Source organism: Shewanella sedimentimangrovi (genome assembly GCF_017354965.1).
In the GTDB taxonomy this organism is placed as follows: Bacteria; Pseudomonadota; Gammaproteobacteria; order Enterobacterales; family Shewanellaceae; genus Shewanella; species Shewanella cyperi.
In genome coordinates, this window is sequence record NZ_CP071502.1 from 3,182,358 (window position 1) to 3,200,075 (window position 17,718).

The window sequence follows — 17,718 nt, forward strand, 5'->3', positions numbered from 1 at the left end:
CAGGAACCTCGGCTCAATACTTTTAATACACTTTAAGCCACCTGCGCCGCCAGAAATCGCTTGTCCCGGCGTGCCCACAGCAGTAGCAATGCGAGCGCGGCGGCGACCATAAGCACAGTCACTATGGAGTCTTCCGGTCCCACCAGGCCACCGCTGAGCCAGTTGGGGCCGTGATATTGGCTCTCCAACGGCGCCAGCGCGCGCCAGTCGTCCAGTCCCGACAGCGGCAAACCTGTCAGCACCACGGCAAAATTCCAGGCGGCGTGGTTGGCGGCCACCACCCACAGGTTGCGGGTTTTGACAAACAGCACTGTCCAGAAGGCGCCAATCAAGGTACCGGAAATGACAGTCATCACCAGCTCAGGTGTGCCCATGTTGCTGTCCAGGTTGGCAATGTGCAGCACGGAAAACAGCAGCGACTGCAACCAGAGTGCCGGCACAGTGCCCCAGGCCCGCTCCAAGGCCTGGAATATCAGGCCACGAAAAACCAATTCCTCCATGGTGGCCGCCACCAATATCACCCCGGCAACGCCCAGCAGCCCGGCGTTCAGGCCACGGACGGCACTGATTTCATAAACACCGAAGGCAAACAGAGGTATTGAAGCCAGGGCTATCATGGCAGCCCCAGACAGGGCGCCAGCGGTGATGGCCAGGGGCGCAGGGCTCATCTCCGGCATGGCACGTTTTTCATAGAAGCGAACATAGACCCAGTAGGCCAAAACCACTGACAACAGGATCCCGACGCGGCGCACAGTGGAAATAGTTGCCTCATCCAACGCCAAGGCCCACTGGGTCAGGGGCAGCAGGCCCCAGCGGAACAAGCCGACCACACCGACCATGATCACTGCGGCCACCAGCAACTTAAGAAATACCTGTCTAATTTTCCGTCCCTGCATCATGCATAGCTCCGATAGATATATGTCCAAATCACAATAACTTAAGCCATTTATACTGACGAGGGGGAACGGGAATGGTAATTGTAAAAATCCGTGTTCAGCAGCCATTGCCCCCTGAGCCGCGATATCAAGCGCAGCGGGCGAGGCACAACAGCTAAAAAAACGCCCGCGATAGCGGGCGTTTTTTGTCTGAAATGACAAGGAAATCAGCTTGCCTCCTGTCCTGCACCCAGTTTTTCTATCAGCAACACCAGGGCTATACCCGTCAGGGCGCAGAAGATGGCGAACACCAGCTGTGAGGCTTCGCCGGTCAGTTGCTCATAGCCCCAGGGGGACAGGTTTTGCTGCTGCAACGGCACCTGTTCACCATGGGAATTAGTGCGCCAGGTGAGCGTTTGTTTCCAGGGCCAGATCTTGCCCAGGGTTCCCAGCATCAGGCCGGTAAGGAAAAACACGGTCGCATCGTGGAAACGGCGCAGCAAAGCCGACAGCAGATGACTGAAGCTGAGTATCCCGGCCACGGCACCAACGGCGAAACAGCCGAGAATATCAAATTGCAGGTTCTTGGCCGCCCCCAGTACCGCCGGATACAGGCCCAGCAGCAAGAGGATAAAACTGCCGGAGATCCCGGGTAGCACCATGGCGCAGATGGCCACGGCACCGCCCAGCAAGATATTCAGATAACTGGGTTCCACCTCCACCGGGTTCAACACTGTAATGCCCCAGGCCACCAGCACGCCGAGGCCAAACAGCGCCAAACGCATGGCAGAGAATCCCTTGACCTGGCGCAGCATGTGCCACACGGATACCAGGATCAGGCCAAAAAAGAACGACCACACGGGAATGGGGTGGTGGTTCAGCAAATAGGAGATCAGCTTGGCGAAACTGAAGATGCTGGTGAGGATCCCCGCCAACAGGGTCAGCAGAAAGGCGCCGTTGATATGGACAAAAGCGGCCCTTGCTCCCTCGCGGCGCAATATGCCCACCAGAGAGGGGTTAATGCGGCGAACACTGTCGAGCAGGGTGTCGAGAATGCCGGTGATAAAGGCTATGGTACCGCCGGATACCCCGGGTACCACGTCGGCGGCCCCCATGGCCATGCCCTTGAGATAAGTCAGAAAATGCTTCACAAAACATCCTTTTCACAGCTGAAAGTGGGGCCGATTATACGTGCCCCGGCGCGCAACTGAAAATGAAGTTTGTGGGTGGCTTTGAGCCGAGGCCAAGACACTGGTGACTTTGGCCGCCAAGATGCTAGACTCATCCGACCAGAACGATGATTCAGCATCATTAGTTCAGAAAAATAGTTCAACACACTGATTCAGAACAACAGCCCGCCCCAGTGGCCAAGGAAAGGACAATCACCATGACCACAGACACCCGTCCCAATAAAGTACTGGCGCTCTACCAACGCCTGCAATCCTGGCCCATGGGCAAGAAGATTTTTTCCATCATGGTGGCCCGCATGGCCCCCTACTTCAGCACCATAAGGCCCCTTATTACCGAGCTCAGGCCCAACCATTGCGAGTGCCTGATAAAGAAACGCCATGGGGTGCACAATCACATCAAAACAGTCCATGTCATCGCCATCTGTAACGGCCTGGAAATGGCCATGGGCGTGATGGCCGAAGCGTCGATTCCCAAACACCTGCGTTGGATCCCCAAGGGCATGAGTCTGGACTACACGGCCAAGGCCGGCAGCGATATCCGCTGCGTGGCCGAAGTTAAACCCGAAGATTGGCGGGAAGGCGATCTGCTGGTGCCGGTCACGGCCTACGACAATCAGGGCATTGTGGTGGTCAAGGGCCATATCAAACTGTGGATTTCACAAAAGCCAACCAAGAGCTGAATCGGCTAACTACTTGGAACTGCAATTCACAGGGCAATGAATTGATGGGATTTTTTGCCGGTTTACCGGCCTTGGTCTAAGCTCAAAGGCATCTAAGGCCGCAGCAATAAACTTCTCAGGGATGACCATGACCAGTAAACGGATTGTATTGGTGTTTCTTGCCCTCCTGCTTCCCTTCAGCCTGCTGATTGGTTATTGGCTGCATCTGCTGGCCGAAGATCGCTTCGACAAGGATTTTCGCCATCTTCGTCAGCAACAAAGCCTGGGGATCCGCCTTGGCAATGAAGCGCTGAAGGAAGACTTTGAAGCCCTGTTCCGGGATGTGGCTTACCTGGCAGCCCTGGCTCCCATCCACGACGCCTTGAATGACGACGCTGAGGCGGCCCGGGAACAACTGGCAAAGCAACTGGCTGAATTTGTTGCCCATAAACCCATCTACAGTCAGCTCAGATTGCTGGATGCATCCGGTATGGAACGGGTAAGGGTAAACCTGACGGATACGGGGATAAGCATCACACCTCAGCCACAACTGCAGAACAAAGCCGATCGCTACTATGTGCAGGAAACCCTGAGGTTAGCCCCCGGCCACATCTACGTGTCACCCATAGATCTTAATATGGAGCGTGGCAAGGTCAGCACCCCTTTTGAACCCATGGTGCGGCTGTCGACGCCGATTTTTGCAGGGGATCAACTCAAGGGCATGTTGATCCTCAATTACCGCGCCGCCCTGCTGCTGCAATATTTCCGCGATGCCACCCGCGAAGTTCCCGGTGAGGTGATGTTGCTCAATACCGACGGCTTTTGGATTGTGGCACCGGATCCCGACAAGGAGTGGGGCTTTATGCGCAACCGCAGCGATCTGACCCTGGCCCAGAGCCAGCCGGATATCTGGAGTCGGATCCGCAACACCAACAAGGGGCAAGTATCACTGACTTCGGGTCTGTGGACCTGGGAAAGCCAGTTTCTTATCTACAGTGATTTCGCAGCCAATTTACATGCGCCAGCGGGGCAAACGCCGATGATATTTGATCAAAACATCTGGAAAACCGTCACCCTGGTACCCAAAACACAGCTGGATAACATAAAGCAGGAGAGCAGAACCCAGCTGTTCCGGTTGGGATTGGTATTGTTGCTTGCCTGGAGCGGCCTGGCCCTGGCTTTCTGTCACAGTAAATGGCAGAAAGCCTGACGGGCGCAAACAGACCTTATTGCAGCAGCCAGGCTGCCAGATTCTGCGCCAGACGCAGATTGTCTCCCTTCAAAAACGCATTCTGAAACATGGCATCATCGCCAAATACCGCCAGCTTGCCGGCGCCCACCTTGCCGGCAACCACCAGGGGCCAGGCATCCCGGGGTTCATCAGCGTCGGCCAGCTGATTGCGATTCAAATCAATCCAGGCGCTGTCGGAAGTGAAGGCCAGATCCATGAGTCCCTCGGCCTGGGCCTTGATGGCCCAGACGCCATAAAAGCCCACCTTATTCACACCGGCAAACAAGGGATGCTCCCTGTCAATGCGGGCCGCGGCAAAATCCTGGGAATTTTCACCGAGCAAATGCTGCTGCTCACGAATGGCGGCATTGGTCACGGCGACGCCGAAGCGGTTCAGCAATTCACCGTTCAACGGCCCCACGTGCAGCATGACAGCCAAACGGCCACCTTGCTCCACAAAGGCTTTAATGGCAGCCAGCTCCGCCTCGCTATAGGGGTCGAAGGCGCCGGAGATCACCAGCACCCTGACATCCGCCAGCGCCGCCTTATCCAGCACACCTTTGTGGCTAATCAGCTCCTGGGCACCGAATTGTTCCCCCAGGCCCGACAGCCCCAGCGGCAAGCGCTGGGCCAGGGTAAACTGCTGCCCATGGCCTTCGTCAAACACCACCTTGACGGCATGGGCACAGGGCGCCAGCAGCCCCAGCAGTGCGGCGGCAATCCAGCCTTTGTTCATATTGATCCCCACTCACGGAAAAACACTTGGAAAGTGCTCAATCATAGATGGCTGTCACACCCGGGAGCCAAGTAATTCTGCCTCCCGGCAGCAGATAAGCGCCAAAGTGTGATCCGGGTCAGCCACGCTTGAGCACGGCAAGGACACTGAGGGCACGTTCCCGGGCATAGCTGTGTTCTATGATGGGCGCGGGGTAAGTCTCGGCAAATAAGTCTGGGGCACGTTTTGCCGGTCTGTGCAGCGCCTTAAGGGGCCAGCCGGCCAGCTCCGGCAGCCAATGGCGAATAAAGCGAGCTTCGGGGTCGAACCTTTCACTTTGCAGCTGGGGATTGAAGACCCTGAAATAGGGCTGGGCATCGCAGCCGGTACCGGCGGACCACTGCCAGCCACCGTTGTTGGCGGCCAGATCGCCATCCACCAGTTGGCGCCGGAAGTAAGCTTCGCCCCAACGCCAGTCGATCAGCAGATGCTTGGTAAGAAAGCTGGCAGCAAGCATCCGCAGGCGGTTGTGCATCCAGCCAATGGTATTGAGTTGGCGCATGGCGGCATCGACTATGGGATAACCCGTGCGCCCTTCGCACCAGGCAGCAAATTCTGTTGCATCGTTACGCCAACGTATGCCGTCACCCAGGGCGTTGAAATTCTCGCCTCGACTCAGACCGGGGTAGGCCTGCAGCAGATGTCGATAGAATTCGCGCCACACCAGTTCCATCAACCAGTTGCGGCCGGGACTGCCCTCCTCCACCAGTGCGGCGGGATACGCATCCAGTACCGCGGCCATGCACTGGCGGGGACTGAGCACCCCAAGGGCCAGATAAGGGGACAGGCTGCTGGTTCCCGCCATGGCCGGAAAGTCACGCTGTTGGCCGTAAGCTCCAAGCGGACCGCCGCTGAATGCGAGCAATCTCTCTCTGGCGGCCACTTCACCGCTTGGCCAATAATCGGAAGCCCGCTTTTCCACGTCAAGGCGCAAATGCGAGGGCACCTTTGCCGGCCCCAAGGGCTGTGGCGCCGGCAAAGGGCGTATGGCCTGGCGGCTGGCCAAGGCACACCAGCGGCGGGCGAAGGGCGTAAATACCCGGTACATGGCCCCCGCGTCCGTGGTGACTGTGCCCGGCGGCAACAGGCAGTGGCCCCCAAAGAGGCGCAGGTCAATGCCCGACGCCAACAGCCCGGCATCACGGCGGCGCTCGTTAAGTTCCACTTCTTCGCTGGCGAACACCTTGCTGATATTGCGCTGCGCCAGGTATTGCCCAAGGGCGGCGGGTACGGCGGCAAAGTCCGCCACCGTCATCAATTCCAACTCAATGCCCAATGCTGCCAGCGACGCGGCCAGGCAGTTGAGATTGCGTTCGATAAAATCCAGCTGCATGGGTCCCACATCATGGGCCTGCCACTGCTTTGGTGTCGCGATATAGAGGGCGTACAGCCTGGCCCCAGTGTCCCTGGCTTCCTCACAGGCGGCCCACAGGGCTTGGTGATCGCTAACGCGCAGGTCCTGCCGGAACCAGATAAGCAAATTCATGATTCGGCTCTCAGGCGCCCGAACCATTGCTCCACCTCGGCCTCATCCAGTTGCGTCACCTCTTCGATAGCCTCCGGACTGACACAAGTCATGCCCATCTGTTGGCAAAGGCTCAGCACTGAAGCAAGCTCAGCTTTCTGACGGTACGGACCGGGCAATAACAGCATATGTCCGCAGGCTATTCTGTCCTGTAACAATGCCAGCTGCGCTGTGTCGGCATCGGGCAAGGCAAAAAATAACACCCGAAAGCCCGACTGATTCAGAGTCAGCCGCCACAGGGTTACCAGCCAGCGCGGCTGTGGTCCTGTTGCCAGCAACAGCAAACGGGGGGACTTGGGGGGCAAATGCTGCTGCATCAGAGTACAGTGCCTGAGCAACTCCTGCTCCAGCCAATCCCCCAGCAAACCACCATCCTGACGCTCGGCCAGGAGTAACTCAAGCCGCCTCAGCCAGGGCTGTAACAGTTGACGCCTCAGGACACCAAAGGGATACAAGCGCTGTGCATCGTCCAGCAGACGTTGCAATCCGTCGCTGTCGAGCCGAATGACCGCCTGCTCCAGGCTGCTGCTGAGTTGCTGCCATTCATCGCCAAATTCGGGCCGCGCACTGCTATCCGACAGCAAGGGCTTGATTTTGCTGATGGCGACCCCTTTATCGAGCCAGGCCAGTATTTCCCGTACCCGGTCAAGATGGTCCTGGGTATAGAGTCTGTGGCCCTTGGGAGTGCGCAGGGGCACCACCAGACCATAACGCCTTTGCCAGGCTCTCAGGGTGACGGGGTTGACGCCGCACAGAGTGGCCACCTCGCCGATACTGTAAAGGGGTTGATCCAATTCAGAGTCCATAACGCAGTTTAAGCTCCTGGGGATGGGGATTGAGATAGACCTGGGACGCTATGTAGTCATCAGGATGTTGCCGTAAATGGTGCTTGATCAGGGTTAAAGGCACAAGCAAAGGCTGCATCCCCAGGCGATAAGCACTGATGGCTTCACACAATTCCTGCTTTTCCTCACCGTCAAGCCTGTGCTTGAAATAGCCCTGGATGTGCTCAAGGGTACAGCTGTGATTGCGGCGGCTGGCGGGTTGTGCCAGGGCAGCCATAAAGCCCTGCAGATAGGCCTCGGCCAAGGCCGGCAATGGCAGATCCGAGTGGGCCAACATGGGACCCAATTGGCGATAAATAGCCGGGTTGTGGGCCAGCAGGAGGTATTTGTAACGGGCATGGAACGCCATCAGTGCGGCGCGGGTCATCCCCTCTGCCTGCAAACACTGCCATTCATGAAAGGCGAACACCCGGGTAATGAAATTTTCCCTGAGCAGAGGGTCATGCAAGCGTCCCTCTTCTTCTATCGGCAGCTGTGGCCAACGGGCCTTTAAGGCCGCAGCGAAAATGCCTGTGCCTTCTTTGGCGCCTTGATTGGTGTCGGCCTTATAGACCTTGACCCGCTCCATGCCACAGGAGGGTGACTTGCCGCACAGGATATAGCCACTGATGAAATCCAGTCTTTCGACCTGACGTTCACTGAAATCCCGGAGCTTGTCGGTCACATCCATGTTTGCATTGCGGATCCGTATCTCACCTCGATCACGCACCAGACGCAGGCTTTGACGCGGCGCCCCTAAACCAATGGCCATCTCCGGACATATTTCGACAAAATCAAACTGCTTACCCAGTTCGTTGTCGCAATAGCTTGATCTTTTATGGCCACCATCAAAACGCACCTGCTGACCCAATAAACAGGCACTGATACCAACCTGAATACGCTGCGGATTAAACTTATACATAGCGATACTCCTTGTATAGGTATTGTGAGTATGACACACAAACCTATACATGAGTAGTATTTTTGTACAACCAATAGAAATGTCACTCAGTGCAGCATGCCCGGCTGTGGCTGCGCATGCAGATGCACGACCTTCTGATGTGCATCGAGCCAGCGCATAATCTCCTGGCAAGGTTTGGGACGACAGATAAGAAAACCCTGAATAATGATGTTGGGGTATTGCTCCAGATAGGTATAGTCGCGGGGATCTTCCACTCCTTCGGCCACCACAGCTACGCCAAGACGCGCACCAATCTCCACCAAGGACTTGAGAATGGTCTGGGCCAGGGCATCCATGTGAATGCCGCGCACCAGGCTCATATCCAGCTTGAGTTCACTGATGGGCAAGCGGCACAGTTGGGTCAGGTTGGTATAGCCGGTACCGAAATCATCTATGGCGACCCCTACGCTGTGCAGCCTGAGACGGCTGATACTGGCGTGTTGGCTGTGCTGATCCAGCGCCTGGTTTTCGGTGATCTCAACCGTCAAACGGCTGATATCCAGCTCATAGGTATCACAGTATTCCAGCAGCTTGGCCGGCCAACCGTTGCTGGCCAATTGCTTGGGTGTAAGATTGATGGACAGACGGCTGTGCTGGCATTCGGGATGCCGTCCAATCTCCAGCCATTCGCGCATAGCGCAGTTGATCAACTTTTCGCTGATGGCATTGAGCAAGCCATGCTGCTCGGCCATATCGATAAAAGCATCCGGCCCCACCAGTTGCAAATGGTCACCGTCCTGCAACCGGCACAGCACCTCAAAACCTTCTATACGTCCCTTGGAATCCACCTGGGCCTGATAATAGGGCACCACCTTGTCATCCTGGATGGCCTGACGAATTTGCTCTGCCGACAACCTGGATGTAGGCCTGCCCAGATCCGGCGCCATCATCATCAGGCGTTCGATACAGATCTGCAATTGTGTCTGGCACACGGGTTTGGTCAGCGCCCCCAGCAGGCGCAGGCGGGAATTAATCACCACCTGGGAGGCGGCTTCTATGATGCGACTCTCCATGCCGGAAGCTATGATGACACCACCGCGAAAACCGATGCGGCTCAGGCGCGACAGCAGCTCTATGCCATCCATGCCCGGCATGTGCAGATCCACCACCAGAATATGATAATGGTCCCGGTATTTGGTCAGCAGCCGCAACGCCGCCAGACCATCACGGCAATATTCCACCTGGTCAACGTCCAGTTCGGAAAAATAACGGCTGAGGAGTTGGCAGGTACTCAGGGAGTCATCGATGATAAGCACGTTCAGCGTCATATTGCATCTCCTTTGCCATTCAGGTCACACAGTGCTGTGGTACCGGTACATCCCTGAATTCATGCTGTATAGGCTTGGTAATTAAGCCTAGTTCAGCAAAGGATCAAGTCAAACCAGAGCAAGCAAAAAGCCCAATCATGCTTTAATGCATGTCGGCGGTATTTTTTCGGGAACTGGCGGAAAAATCTGCTATACTCCGCGCCCGCTTTAAGGCAAACGACCGCTGTCGTCTGCCGGCGACGAGAGTGTTAAGCCAATGCCAGGAAATATCATGAGATTTGAATCCTTCAGTTTTGCCCCCGAGATTTTGCGCGCCATCGCAGACTGTGGTTACCAGACCATGACCCCTATCCAGCGCCAGGCCATACCTCCCGTGCGGCGCGGTCAGGACGTGCTCGCCAGCGCCCAGACAGGTACGGGTAAAACCGCAGCCTTTGCATTGCCGATACTGCAGCGGCTGCTGGACAATCCCAAGCCGTTGGAACCCACCAAGAGCCGGGCTCTTATCATGACCCCCACCCGCGAACTGGCGGAGCAAATAGCGGTCAACCTCAATGCCTATGGCAAGTACATGAACCTGACCGTACTGACCCTGTTTGGTGGCGGCAAGGCCGATATCCAGGCGCAAAAACTGCGCCGCGGCACCGACATCATAGTGGCGACGCCGGGGCGTTTGCTGGAGCACCTGCTGGCCGGCAACCTGACCCTGTCCGACATTGAAGTGCTGGTGTTTGATGAGGCCGACCGCATGCTGGACATGGGCTTCCTTAATGACATCAACAAGATACTGCAAGCGGTAAACAAACAGCGTCAGAACCTGATGTTCTCTGCCACCTTCTCGGGTCCGGTGCGCCGCCTGGCCGATGAGATAATGAACAAGCCGAAGGTGATCAGTGCCGATCGCCAGAACACCACGGCCGTGACCGTCAGCCAGGTGGTGTATCCGGTGGAGCAGCGCCGCAAGCGCGAACTCTTGTCCGAGCTTATCGGCCGCAAGAACTGGCAGCGGGTGCTGGTGTTTTCCGCCACCCGTGAAGATGCCGACCAACTGACCGCCGAGCTGAATCTCGATGGCATCACGGCCGCCGTGGTACACAGCGAAAAGGCCCAGGGCAGCCGTCGCCGCGCGCTGCGGGAATTTATTGAAGGCAAGATCCGAGTGCTGGTGTCCACCGAAGTGGCGGCCCGCGGCCTGGATATTCCGGATCTGGAATACGTGGTCAACTATGACCTGCCCTTCCTGCCGGAAGACTATGTGCATCGCATAGGTCGCACCGGGCGTGCCGGCAAGAGCGGTGTGGCCATTTCCTTTGTCAGCCGCGAAGAAGAGCGCACCCTGTCGGACATAGAAAAGCTGATTGGCCAGAAGCTCAAACGCATCATGGTGCCCGGCTACGAGGTCAGCAACCGGGATCTGCTGCTAAAGCAGCTGCAAAAACGCCGCAGCTTTGCCAAGAAAAAAGAGCGCGATGACAACGCCGCGGCCCAAATCGTCGCTGAAAAGAGCATGGCCGGTCGCAGGGTCAAGGTTAAAGTCGGCTCCCAGGGCAACACCAAGAAAATCAAGTAACGGGTGTTAAACTGCAACAGCGACCAAAGCCATCGCCACGAAGAAAGAGCGCGATGACAACGCCGCCGCCCAAATCGTCGCGGAAAAGAGCATGGCCGGTCGCAGGGTCAAGGTTAAGGTCGGCTCCCAGGGCAACACCAAGAAAATCAAGTAAGCTACTGACCCAAACAAGCTGCCGACTCAAGCAAGCTACAGACATAGAAACAGCCGCCCCCAGGGCGGCTTTTTTATTCAAGCCGCTGAGGCGGTGCCCTGAAGATAGACAGGAACCATGACCCTGCCTACAATGGGCGCCGTTTCCATCCCAGGCCCCGAGGCAAAGTCCAATATGCAAATCAGCTATAACCAGGCCATTTTGGCCCTCGCCCGCGACGGTCTGGCCGCACTGGCCGCCTCCAGTGCCATAGGTCCCAAGGCCACAGAGGCACAGAAAAGCCATTTCCTGTGTAATTTCATGGCCACAGCCCTCAAGGAAAAGCGTTATCCCAAATTGATAGCCAATGAGCTGACCTTATGGGTGCGTCAGGGCCGCAGCCTGGGTGCCAATGCCGGTCTGCGCCAGCTGCTTGAGCGCATCAGTCATCAGTACGGTCAGATAACCGACGTCAGCACAGGTCTGGGCCACAGGCTGGAACAATTGCTGGCCAAGGCCAAAGAGCAGGGCTTTCTGGTTTTTACCGACACAGTGGTCGACGGCAAACTCAAGCTCGATGCCGATGGCGTGCCCAGCATAGTCATCAGCCATGATGCCTACTCCAGCCAGCTCAAGGACGGCGAACTTCTGGGCCCGCTGACCCTCTATGTTCGCGCCGATGAAGGACTTTTGGCACAAATGGCCCTGGACTGTGGTCTGTTGCTGAGCGCAGGGGATAAAAAGGCCTCCCTTATTAAACACCATAAGAGCTACCGTCTTTTTCCACAAAATCAGTTACCTTGTCTGGCACTGCTGACAAAGTAACCAAAATTGGTTACTGTGTTGCCCAGGGAACGTTGTGGAGTGCAACATGAGGAAAAACAGGATCTTTTCACTGCTGACGGCGCTGTTTCTGGTGGCCGGCCCAATGCCGCTCATGGCCGAGCCTGGGGGGAAAACATCACCCCAAATCAAGCTCAAATACAACGTCAGCGGCTCAAGTAATTGGTATCCTTACTATATTCCCAACAGTCCGGAGAGCCCCGGCATCATCAGTGAGCTGTTGCCGCAAATTCTGTCCCATGCCGGTGTTGGTGGTGAGATAGTCCCCCTTCCCCCCAAGCGCACCAACCAGGCTCTGGAAAACGGTCAGCTGGACTTCGATATCGTCAGCCCCAGCTGGTTCCCCAACGGTGACTTCGGTCCCAAGTTCGTTAAATCCAGCCCGATTATGCTGATCAAGGAGCATGTGATCACCCTGCCCGGCCATGAGCAGGAATGGCAGGACATTGGCGCCATCAAGGGCCGCGAGATAGGCACTGTCATGGGCTACCTGTACCACGACGACAAGGATTTTATCCGCGCCGATTTCCGCTCAGAGCAGGAGCTGATCAAGGCGCTGCACAAGCACAGGATCCCGGCGGCCATCAGCGGTGATTATCCGGCGCTCTACTGGTCGGCCAAGCTCAACCTCCCCATTGCCATAGCGGCAGAGCACTCCAGTGGCGATCTGGTATTCCGCCTGCGCAAGGAACATGAAGCCCTGCTGCCGGCCATAGATGCGGCGATTGCCGAGCTGAAAAAGGACGGCACCATCAAGACGATTATCGCCAAATACACCCAGAGATTGCAGCCCTGAGGTTGTCCCCTTAAAATCGGTCCCAGACTAAAAAATAAAGCGCCCAAGGGCGCTTTATTTCATTGCAATGGCGATGAGCGTCAGTCGTTGGCCTCATGGTGGCCGTTGTAACGAATGCCGGCCTCGTTCACCATCCTGACCGCATCGGTGGTGAGCGCGTTATTGCCGGTCAGCAGGTCCTTGAGTTCGCCCTTGTCCTTGTCCACCAGGCCCAACTCCCGCAGCATGGCATCCACCAACGGGGCATTGGCGCGGTAGTTAAGGGCGGCACTGGTCACCTGTTCAGCCATGCCGCCCTGGGCCTGACCTTCACCGCTTCCAAGCACGCTGCCTGAACCATAGCCCTGCAAAATCTTGATGCCTTCGATGTTCTCCAGCGGTTTGACCGCATTGGCGACAATTTCAGGCAAGGCCTTAAGGATGGCGAGGGATTTTTGCAATGCGATCTGCTCGTCACGGAGCACGTTTTCTGCCTCGTACAGGGCCTGTTTACCGGCCGCTTCCACCGCATACACCTTCTCATCGGCCTCGGCCTTGAGTTTCTTGGCATCGGCTGCGGCACGGGCCTCGGTCAAAATAGCCGCTGATCTGTCTTCGGCGGCACGCTTCTCGGCTTCTGCCTCAACCGTTACGCCCACGGCCTCACGTTCGGCCTCCTTGCGGGCGTCAATCACTTCGATTTCCTTGCGACGGTTGGCCTCGGCCACCTGGCGCACGGTAATAACCGCTTCTTCCTTCTCGACCTTGAGCTTTTCGGCCTCGGCGGCGCGGGCGCGGGCTGCGGACTCTTCCTCAGACTTGGCGGCAACGGCGATCTGCTTCTCCTGCTCGGACACTTCAATGTCACGCTGCTGCTGGATCCTGGCCTGCTCGATGGCCTTGCGCTTCTCAATCTCGCGGGTTTCTATGTCCTTGGTCTTCTCAATCTCGGCCGATTCGATGGCGCGCTCCTTGGCGATTTCCGCCTCGCGCTCTTCCCTGGCCTTCTGCTCACGCTGCTTGGCGATCTCCGCCTTTTGCTCGGCACGCTTGAACTCCAGCGCCTGCTGCTGCACCAGGCGGGCCTCTTCTTCGGACTTTTTAATCTCCAAAGATTCCTTTTCCGCTTCCAGGTTACGCAGCTCTATCTTGATGCGGTTTTCCTGCTGGATATCGTTGGTTTCCTTGCGCTTTTCTTCGATGATCTTCGCCAGACGGGCACGACCTTCGGCGTCGAAGGCGTTGTTCTCGTTGAAGAAGCCCAGTTCGGTCTGGTCGAAGCCGGTCAAAGACACGGACTCCAGCTCCAAACCGTTCTTTTCCAGATCGTTGGCAACGTTGTTCTGCACCCGCTGCACAAAGTCGGCGCGCTGTTCGTGCATTTCAGTCATGTTCATCTCGGCGGCCACGGCACGCAGCACGTCGACAAATTTGGATTCCATCAGCTTTTTCAGCTCTTCCACCCGGGTGGTGCGGGTACCCAGGGTCTGTGCCGCCATGGAAATGCCTTCGGCATGGGGGGCCACCCGCAGGTAAAAATCGGCCTTCACATCAACCCGCATCCTGTCCTTGGTGATAAGCGCATCCTTCTGGGTCTTTTCCACCTCAATGCGCAGGGTATTCATATTGACCGCTATGGTCTCATGCAACACAGGCAATACTATGGCGCCGCCATCCTTAACCACCTTCTCGCCGCCAAACCCGGTGCGCACAAAGGCGGTTTCCTTGGTGGCGCGGCGATACAACTTGGCAAAAATGAGACCTATCACCAACAGGCCCACTACTATGATGCCGGCAATCAGCAATACAAAGCTTGTGCCCATTCCATCGACTTGAAAAGCTTCCATAAATCTCCCTATTAATGCTCGGATTGTGTTTGTTCAAAGGGGCTTGCAGCCCAGACGCGTCCCTGACGGCGCAGCAGCACCACCGAAGTGCCCTGCAAAAACTCTCCCTGCTCGTGCTCGGGCTCCACCAGCACATAATGCTTCTGTTGGTATTTATCGTGCACCAGGGCCTCTGACGGGTTGCCCTTGACCGCCCGCCCCAGGGTCACAGTGCCAATGCAACCACACAGATCGTCAATGGATACGGCGGATGACTCGTTCTTGGGCAAGAGGCGCGCCAGCGGTTGCCCCATCAGGCGACAACCGAGGGCACCGCCAAACAGCGACAAGGGCAAGGTCAGCCAGGTGGGTAACAGCACGTTGGCGGCATAGACGGAAACGAAGTTGATAATCAGGCCAGAGATGGCGAAGCAGCACAGGGCCAGCACCAACCAGATAAGCAGCGGCAAGCGGTTGAGGCACAGCCAACCCACCAGGCCGGTGAAACCGCCGCCGGCAACGTCGGCGGAAAAGTCATTATCTATGGGTAACCAATCATCCAGCACACCCATGATGCTGAGCCCGGCCACCATGGCCAAAGCCTCGATAATCCCCAACAAGACCACCATGGCAATGGCGATGGAATACGGCAGGTTGGGATCGGAAAACAGGAAGGAAAGCAAATTCAACTCCTTGAACCCTCTAAGATTCTAATTCCTTGACACGAATCTGTATCGCCAGAGCATATCAAAGACACGGCCAAAGCCAAACGACTTTTGCCACCTGCCAGCGGGCCTCTTTTGCGCTAGAATGACCCCAAAGCAATAAAGGAGCATTCCATGTCCGCCTCTGCCTATGATGGCCTGTGCCGTCACTTCCAACAGATTGCCCACTTTGAACATTTTTCCGCTTTAGGTGACTGGGACCAGGCCACCATGATGCCAGTCGGTGGCGGCGAGGCCCGCAGCGAAGCCATGGCCACCCTGGCGGGCCATATTCATGCCCTGAAGACGGCGCCCTGGCTGGCTGAGGCGTTGGACAAGGCCCGGGCTGAAGCCCAAAACGACGACGAGCGAGCCAATCTGAGGGAAATGGCCCATCAATACCGTCAGGCCACCGCAGTGCCCCAGTCTCTGGTGGAAGCCAAGACGTTGGCGGGCTATCGCTGCGAAAATGCCTGGCGCGAGCAGCGCCGCGCCAACGACTGGCAGGGATTCAAACCCAAGCTGGAGGAAGTCATACGCCTGACCCGGGAAGAGGCCCAATGCCGCTCCCAGGCTCTGGGCATGACACCCTACGATACTCTGCTGGACAAGTTTGAACCCGGCGTCACCCAAGCCATGCTCGACAACACCTTTGGTGAGCTGAAGAACTGGCTGCCGGAGCTGATTGCCGAAGTGACGGATCTGCAACTGGGTCAGGCGGTGCCACAGCTCAGTGGCCACTATCCAATCCCGGCCCAGGAAGCCCTGGGGCGCGAAGTCATGACACTGCTGGGTTTTGATTTCAATCAGGGACGGCTTGATGTCAGCAACCATCCTTTCTGCGGCGGTGTGCCGGGCGATGTGCGTCTGACCACCCGCTACGACAGCAACAACTTTTCCAGCGCCCTGATGGGGGTGATCCACGAGACAGGCCATGCCCGCTATGAACAGGGATTGCCCAAGGCCTGGCGTGGCCAACCGGGAGGATTGGCCCGCTCCATGGGACTGCATGAGAGCCAGAGCCTGTTTTTCGAAATGCAACTGGCAGGCAGTGAGGCCTTCCTCGGCCTGCTGTCGCCCCTGATTAATCGCCACCTGGGACTGCAGTTGTCGGCCGAGGGGCTGGCGCGGATCTACAGCAGGGTGAACCCCGGCCTCATCCGGGTCGATGCCGATGAGGTCACCTACCCCTGTCACATTTTGCTGCGCTATGAGGCCGAAAAGGCCATGGTAAACGGCAGCCTGGAGGTGGCCGATTTGCCCGATTTCTGGTCAACCCAGATGCAGACGCTGCTGGGCATCAATACAGACGGCAATTACCGCGACGGCTGTATGCAGGATATCCACTGGACCCTGGGCGAACTGGGCTACTTCCCCAGTTATACCCTGGGGGCCATGGTGGCTTCCCAGCTGCGCTATGCGTTGGAAGCCGAGTTGGACTCTTCCCTCGACAGCCTGCTGGAGCAGGGGCGCCTGGCTGACGTCTTTGCCTGGTTGGAGCGCAACATCTGGTCCAGGGGTTCATTACTGCAAACCGACGACCTGATCCAGGCAGCCACAGGCAAGCCCCTCAGCGGCCGCTATCTCGAGCGCCACCTCCGCAGCCGGTATCTGGGCGAATAACGACCCTTTTGCTATAATGGTCGCCTTTTACAGCGGGCGGCGTCCGGCCGCTCAGCGGCTCATTACAGCATGACAAACACAGGCATGACACACGACAAGACGACACTGAGGCCAATCACGGACGCAGACTGGGATGGCATCATGGCTATCCAGGCCCAGTGCTATGGTGCCCTGGGCCCCGAGTCCCTGGAGGTGATGCAAAGCAAGTGGCACAGTTCCCCCGGCTCCTGCTTTGTGATGGAACTGCAAGGTGAACTGCTGGGCTATTGCCTGGCCCATCCCTGGCAGCACGACACCCCACCACCCCTGTACCAAACACTGCCGCCCCTGGAGCGACACGGTAAGCTGTATCTGCATGATATGGCATTTTCGGCCCATGCCCGTGGCAAAGGCCTGGGAAAACAGGCGCTGGCCAAACTGACGCAGCAGGCCAGGGCATGGCAGTTGAATGCCCTGGCACTGGTGGCCGTGCTCGGCGCAGACAGTTACTGGCAAAAGCAGGGTTTCAGCGCCATCCCCAGCCCCAAGCCACTGGACAGTTATGGTCCGGATGCCCTGTATATGACCCGCCCCCTGTGAGGAAACATGCAACCCACCCTTATCACCATAGGCCTGCTGTGCCTGTCGAATATCTTCATGACCTTTGCCTGGTACGGTCATCTCAAGAGTCTGGGCAGCAAACCCTGGATAGTGGCCGCCCTGGTCAGTTGGGGCATTGCCCTGTTCGAGTACCTGCTGCAGGTACCGGCCAACCGCATAGGTTACACTGTGATGAACGTGGGCCAACTCAAGATAGTGCAAGAGGTCATCACCCTGTCACTGTTTGTGCCTTTTGCCTTTTTCTACCTCAAGGAGCCGCTCAAGCTGGATTATCTCTGGGCCGGACTCTGCATTCTCGGCGCTGTGTATTTTATTTTTCGCAGCGAAATCGGTTAA

Annotated in this window: 17 protein-coding genes; 8 read left to right on the forward strand and 9 right to left on the reverse strand. The window is 57.2% G+C overall.

From position 1 onward, the window contains the following. Positions 1-32: 32 nt before the first annotated feature. Both JYB85_RS14065 and JYB85_RS14070 read right to left on the reverse strand, forming a co-directional pair. Positions 33-899: a CPBP family intramembrane glutamic endopeptidase gene (locus tag JYB85_RS14065; protein ID WP_207379787.1), complete on the reverse strand. Its 867-nt coding sequence runs from the start codon at positions 897-899 to the stop codon at positions 33-35. A gap of 203 nt (positions 900-1,102) precedes the next feature. Further along, complete coding sequence (locus tag JYB85_RS14070) at positions 1,103-2,026, reverse strand: DUF368 domain-containing protein (RefSeq protein WP_207379788.1); 924 nt, start codon at positions 2,024-2,026, stop codon at positions 1,103-1,105. 236 nt (positions 2,027-2,262) lie between these two features. Between JYB85_RS14070 and JYB85_RS14075 the strand changes: the two genes are divergently transcribed. Continuing rightward, the gene (locus JYB85_RS14075; protein WP_207379789.1) at positions 2,263-2,745 is read left to right on the forward strand and encodes a hotdog fold domain-containing protein; all 483 of its coding nucleotides are present in this window, start codon (positions 2,263-2,265) and stop codon (positions 2,743-2,745) included. 127 nt (positions 2,746-2,872) lie between these two features. Next, complete coding sequence (locus tag JYB85_RS14080) at positions 2,873-3,934, forward strand: PDC sensor domain-containing protein (protein ID WP_207379790.1); 1,062 nt, start codon at positions 2,873-2,875, stop codon at positions 3,932-3,934. Positions 3,935-3,950: 16 nt separating this feature from the next. On the opposite strand, the gene JYB85_RS14085 is transcribed toward JYB85_RS14080, so the two are convergent. The 5 genes from JYB85_RS14085 to JYB85_RS14105 all read right to left on the reverse strand — a co-directional run bounded on the left by JYB85_RS14085 (position 3,951) and on the right by JYB85_RS14105 (position 9,308). Continuing rightward, the gene (locus tag JYB85_RS14085; protein ID WP_207379791.1) at positions 3,951-4,691 is read right to left on the reverse strand and encodes a DUF4350 domain-containing protein; all 741 of its coding nucleotides are present in this window, start codon (positions 4,689-4,691) and stop codon (positions 3,951-3,953) included. A gap of 118 nt (positions 4,692-4,809) precedes the next feature. Beyond that, the gene (phrB, locus tag JYB85_RS14090) at positions 4,810-6,216 is read right to left on the reverse strand and encodes a deoxyribodipyrimidine photo-lyase (protein ID WP_207379792.1); all 1,407 of its coding nucleotides are present in this window, start codon (positions 6,214-6,216) and stop codon (positions 4,810-4,812) included. Further along, positions 6,213-7,061 (reverse strand): MerR family transcriptional regulator, encoded by an 849-nt coding sequence (locus tag JYB85_RS14095; protein ID WP_207379793.1) that lies wholly within the window; start codon positions 7,059-7,061, stop codon positions 6,213-6,215. Before JYB85_RS14095 ends, phrB begins: the two co-directional genes overlap by 4 nt. After that, positions 7,051-8,001, reverse strand: coding sequence for a YbgA family protein (locus JYB85_RS14100; protein ID WP_207379794.1), 951 nt, complete (start codon positions 7,999-8,001; stop codon positions 7,051-7,053). Before JYB85_RS14100 ends, JYB85_RS14095 begins: the two co-directional genes overlap by 11 nt. Before the next feature lie 86 nt (positions 8,002-8,087). Further along, positions 8,088-9,308: an EAL domain-containing response regulator gene (locus JYB85_RS14105; protein ID WP_207379795.1), complete on the reverse strand. Its 1,221-nt coding sequence runs from the start codon at positions 9,306-9,308 to the stop codon at positions 8,088-8,090. 271 nt (positions 9,309-9,579) lie between these two features. Between JYB85_RS14105 and JYB85_RS14110 the strand changes: the two genes are divergently transcribed. From JYB85_RS14110 to JYB85_RS14120, 3 genes are all read left to right on the forward strand, one after another. After that, the gene (locus JYB85_RS14110; protein WP_207320591.1) at positions 9,580-10,878 is read left to right on the forward strand and encodes a DEAD/DEAH box helicase; all 1,299 of its coding nucleotides are present in this window, start codon (positions 9,580-9,582) and stop codon (positions 10,876-10,878) included. A gap of 328 nt (positions 10,879-11,206) precedes the next feature. Then, positions 11,207-11,836 (forward strand): DUF2913 family protein, encoded by a 630-nt coding sequence (locus JYB85_RS14115; protein ID WP_407695898.1) that lies wholly within the window; start codon positions 11,207-11,209, stop codon positions 11,834-11,836. Between the two features lie 103 nt (positions 11,837-11,939). Continuing rightward, the gene (locus JYB85_RS14120; RefSeq protein WP_207382085.1) at positions 11,940-12,650 is read left to right on the forward strand and encodes a substrate-binding periplasmic protein; all 711 of its coding nucleotides are present in this window, start codon (positions 11,940-11,942) and stop codon (positions 12,648-12,650) included. Positions 12,651-12,730: 80 nt separating this feature from the next. Here JYB85_RS14120 and JYB85_RS14125 read toward each other — a convergent pair whose 3' ends face one another. Both JYB85_RS14125 and JYB85_RS14130 read right to left on the reverse strand, forming a co-directional pair. Next, positions 12,731-14,476, reverse strand: coding sequence for a flotillin family protein (locus JYB85_RS14125; protein WP_207379796.1), 1,746 nt, complete (start codon positions 14,474-14,476; stop codon positions 12,731-12,733). Between the two features lie 11 nt (positions 14,477-14,487). Continuing rightward, a complete protein-coding gene (locus JYB85_RS14130) occupies positions 14,488-15,138 on the reverse strand; it encodes a YqiJ family protein (RefSeq protein WP_207379797.1) in 651 nt (216 codons plus the stop codon). A 156-nt stretch (positions 15,139-15,294) separates the two neighbouring features. Between JYB85_RS14130 and JYB85_RS14135 the strand changes: the two genes are divergently transcribed. The 3 genes from JYB85_RS14135 to JYB85_RS14145 all read left to right on the forward strand — a co-directional run bounded on the left by JYB85_RS14135 (position 15,295) and on the right by JYB85_RS14145 (position 17,718). Then, positions 15,295-16,782 (forward strand): carboxypeptidase M32, encoded by a 1,488-nt coding sequence (locus JYB85_RS14135; protein ID WP_207379798.1) that lies wholly within the window; start codon positions 15,295-15,297, stop codon positions 16,780-16,782. 69 nt (positions 16,783-16,851) lie between these two features. Next, a complete protein-coding gene (locus JYB85_RS14140; RefSeq protein ID WP_228730115.1) occupies positions 16,852-17,361 on the forward strand; it encodes a GNAT family N-acetyltransferase in 510 nt (169 codons plus the stop codon). Positions 17,362-17,367: 6 nt separating this feature from the next. Beyond that, entirely contained in the window at positions 17,368-17,718 is a 351-nt protein-coding gene (locus JYB85_RS14145) for a DMT family protein (RefSeq protein WP_207379799.1), read from the forward strand.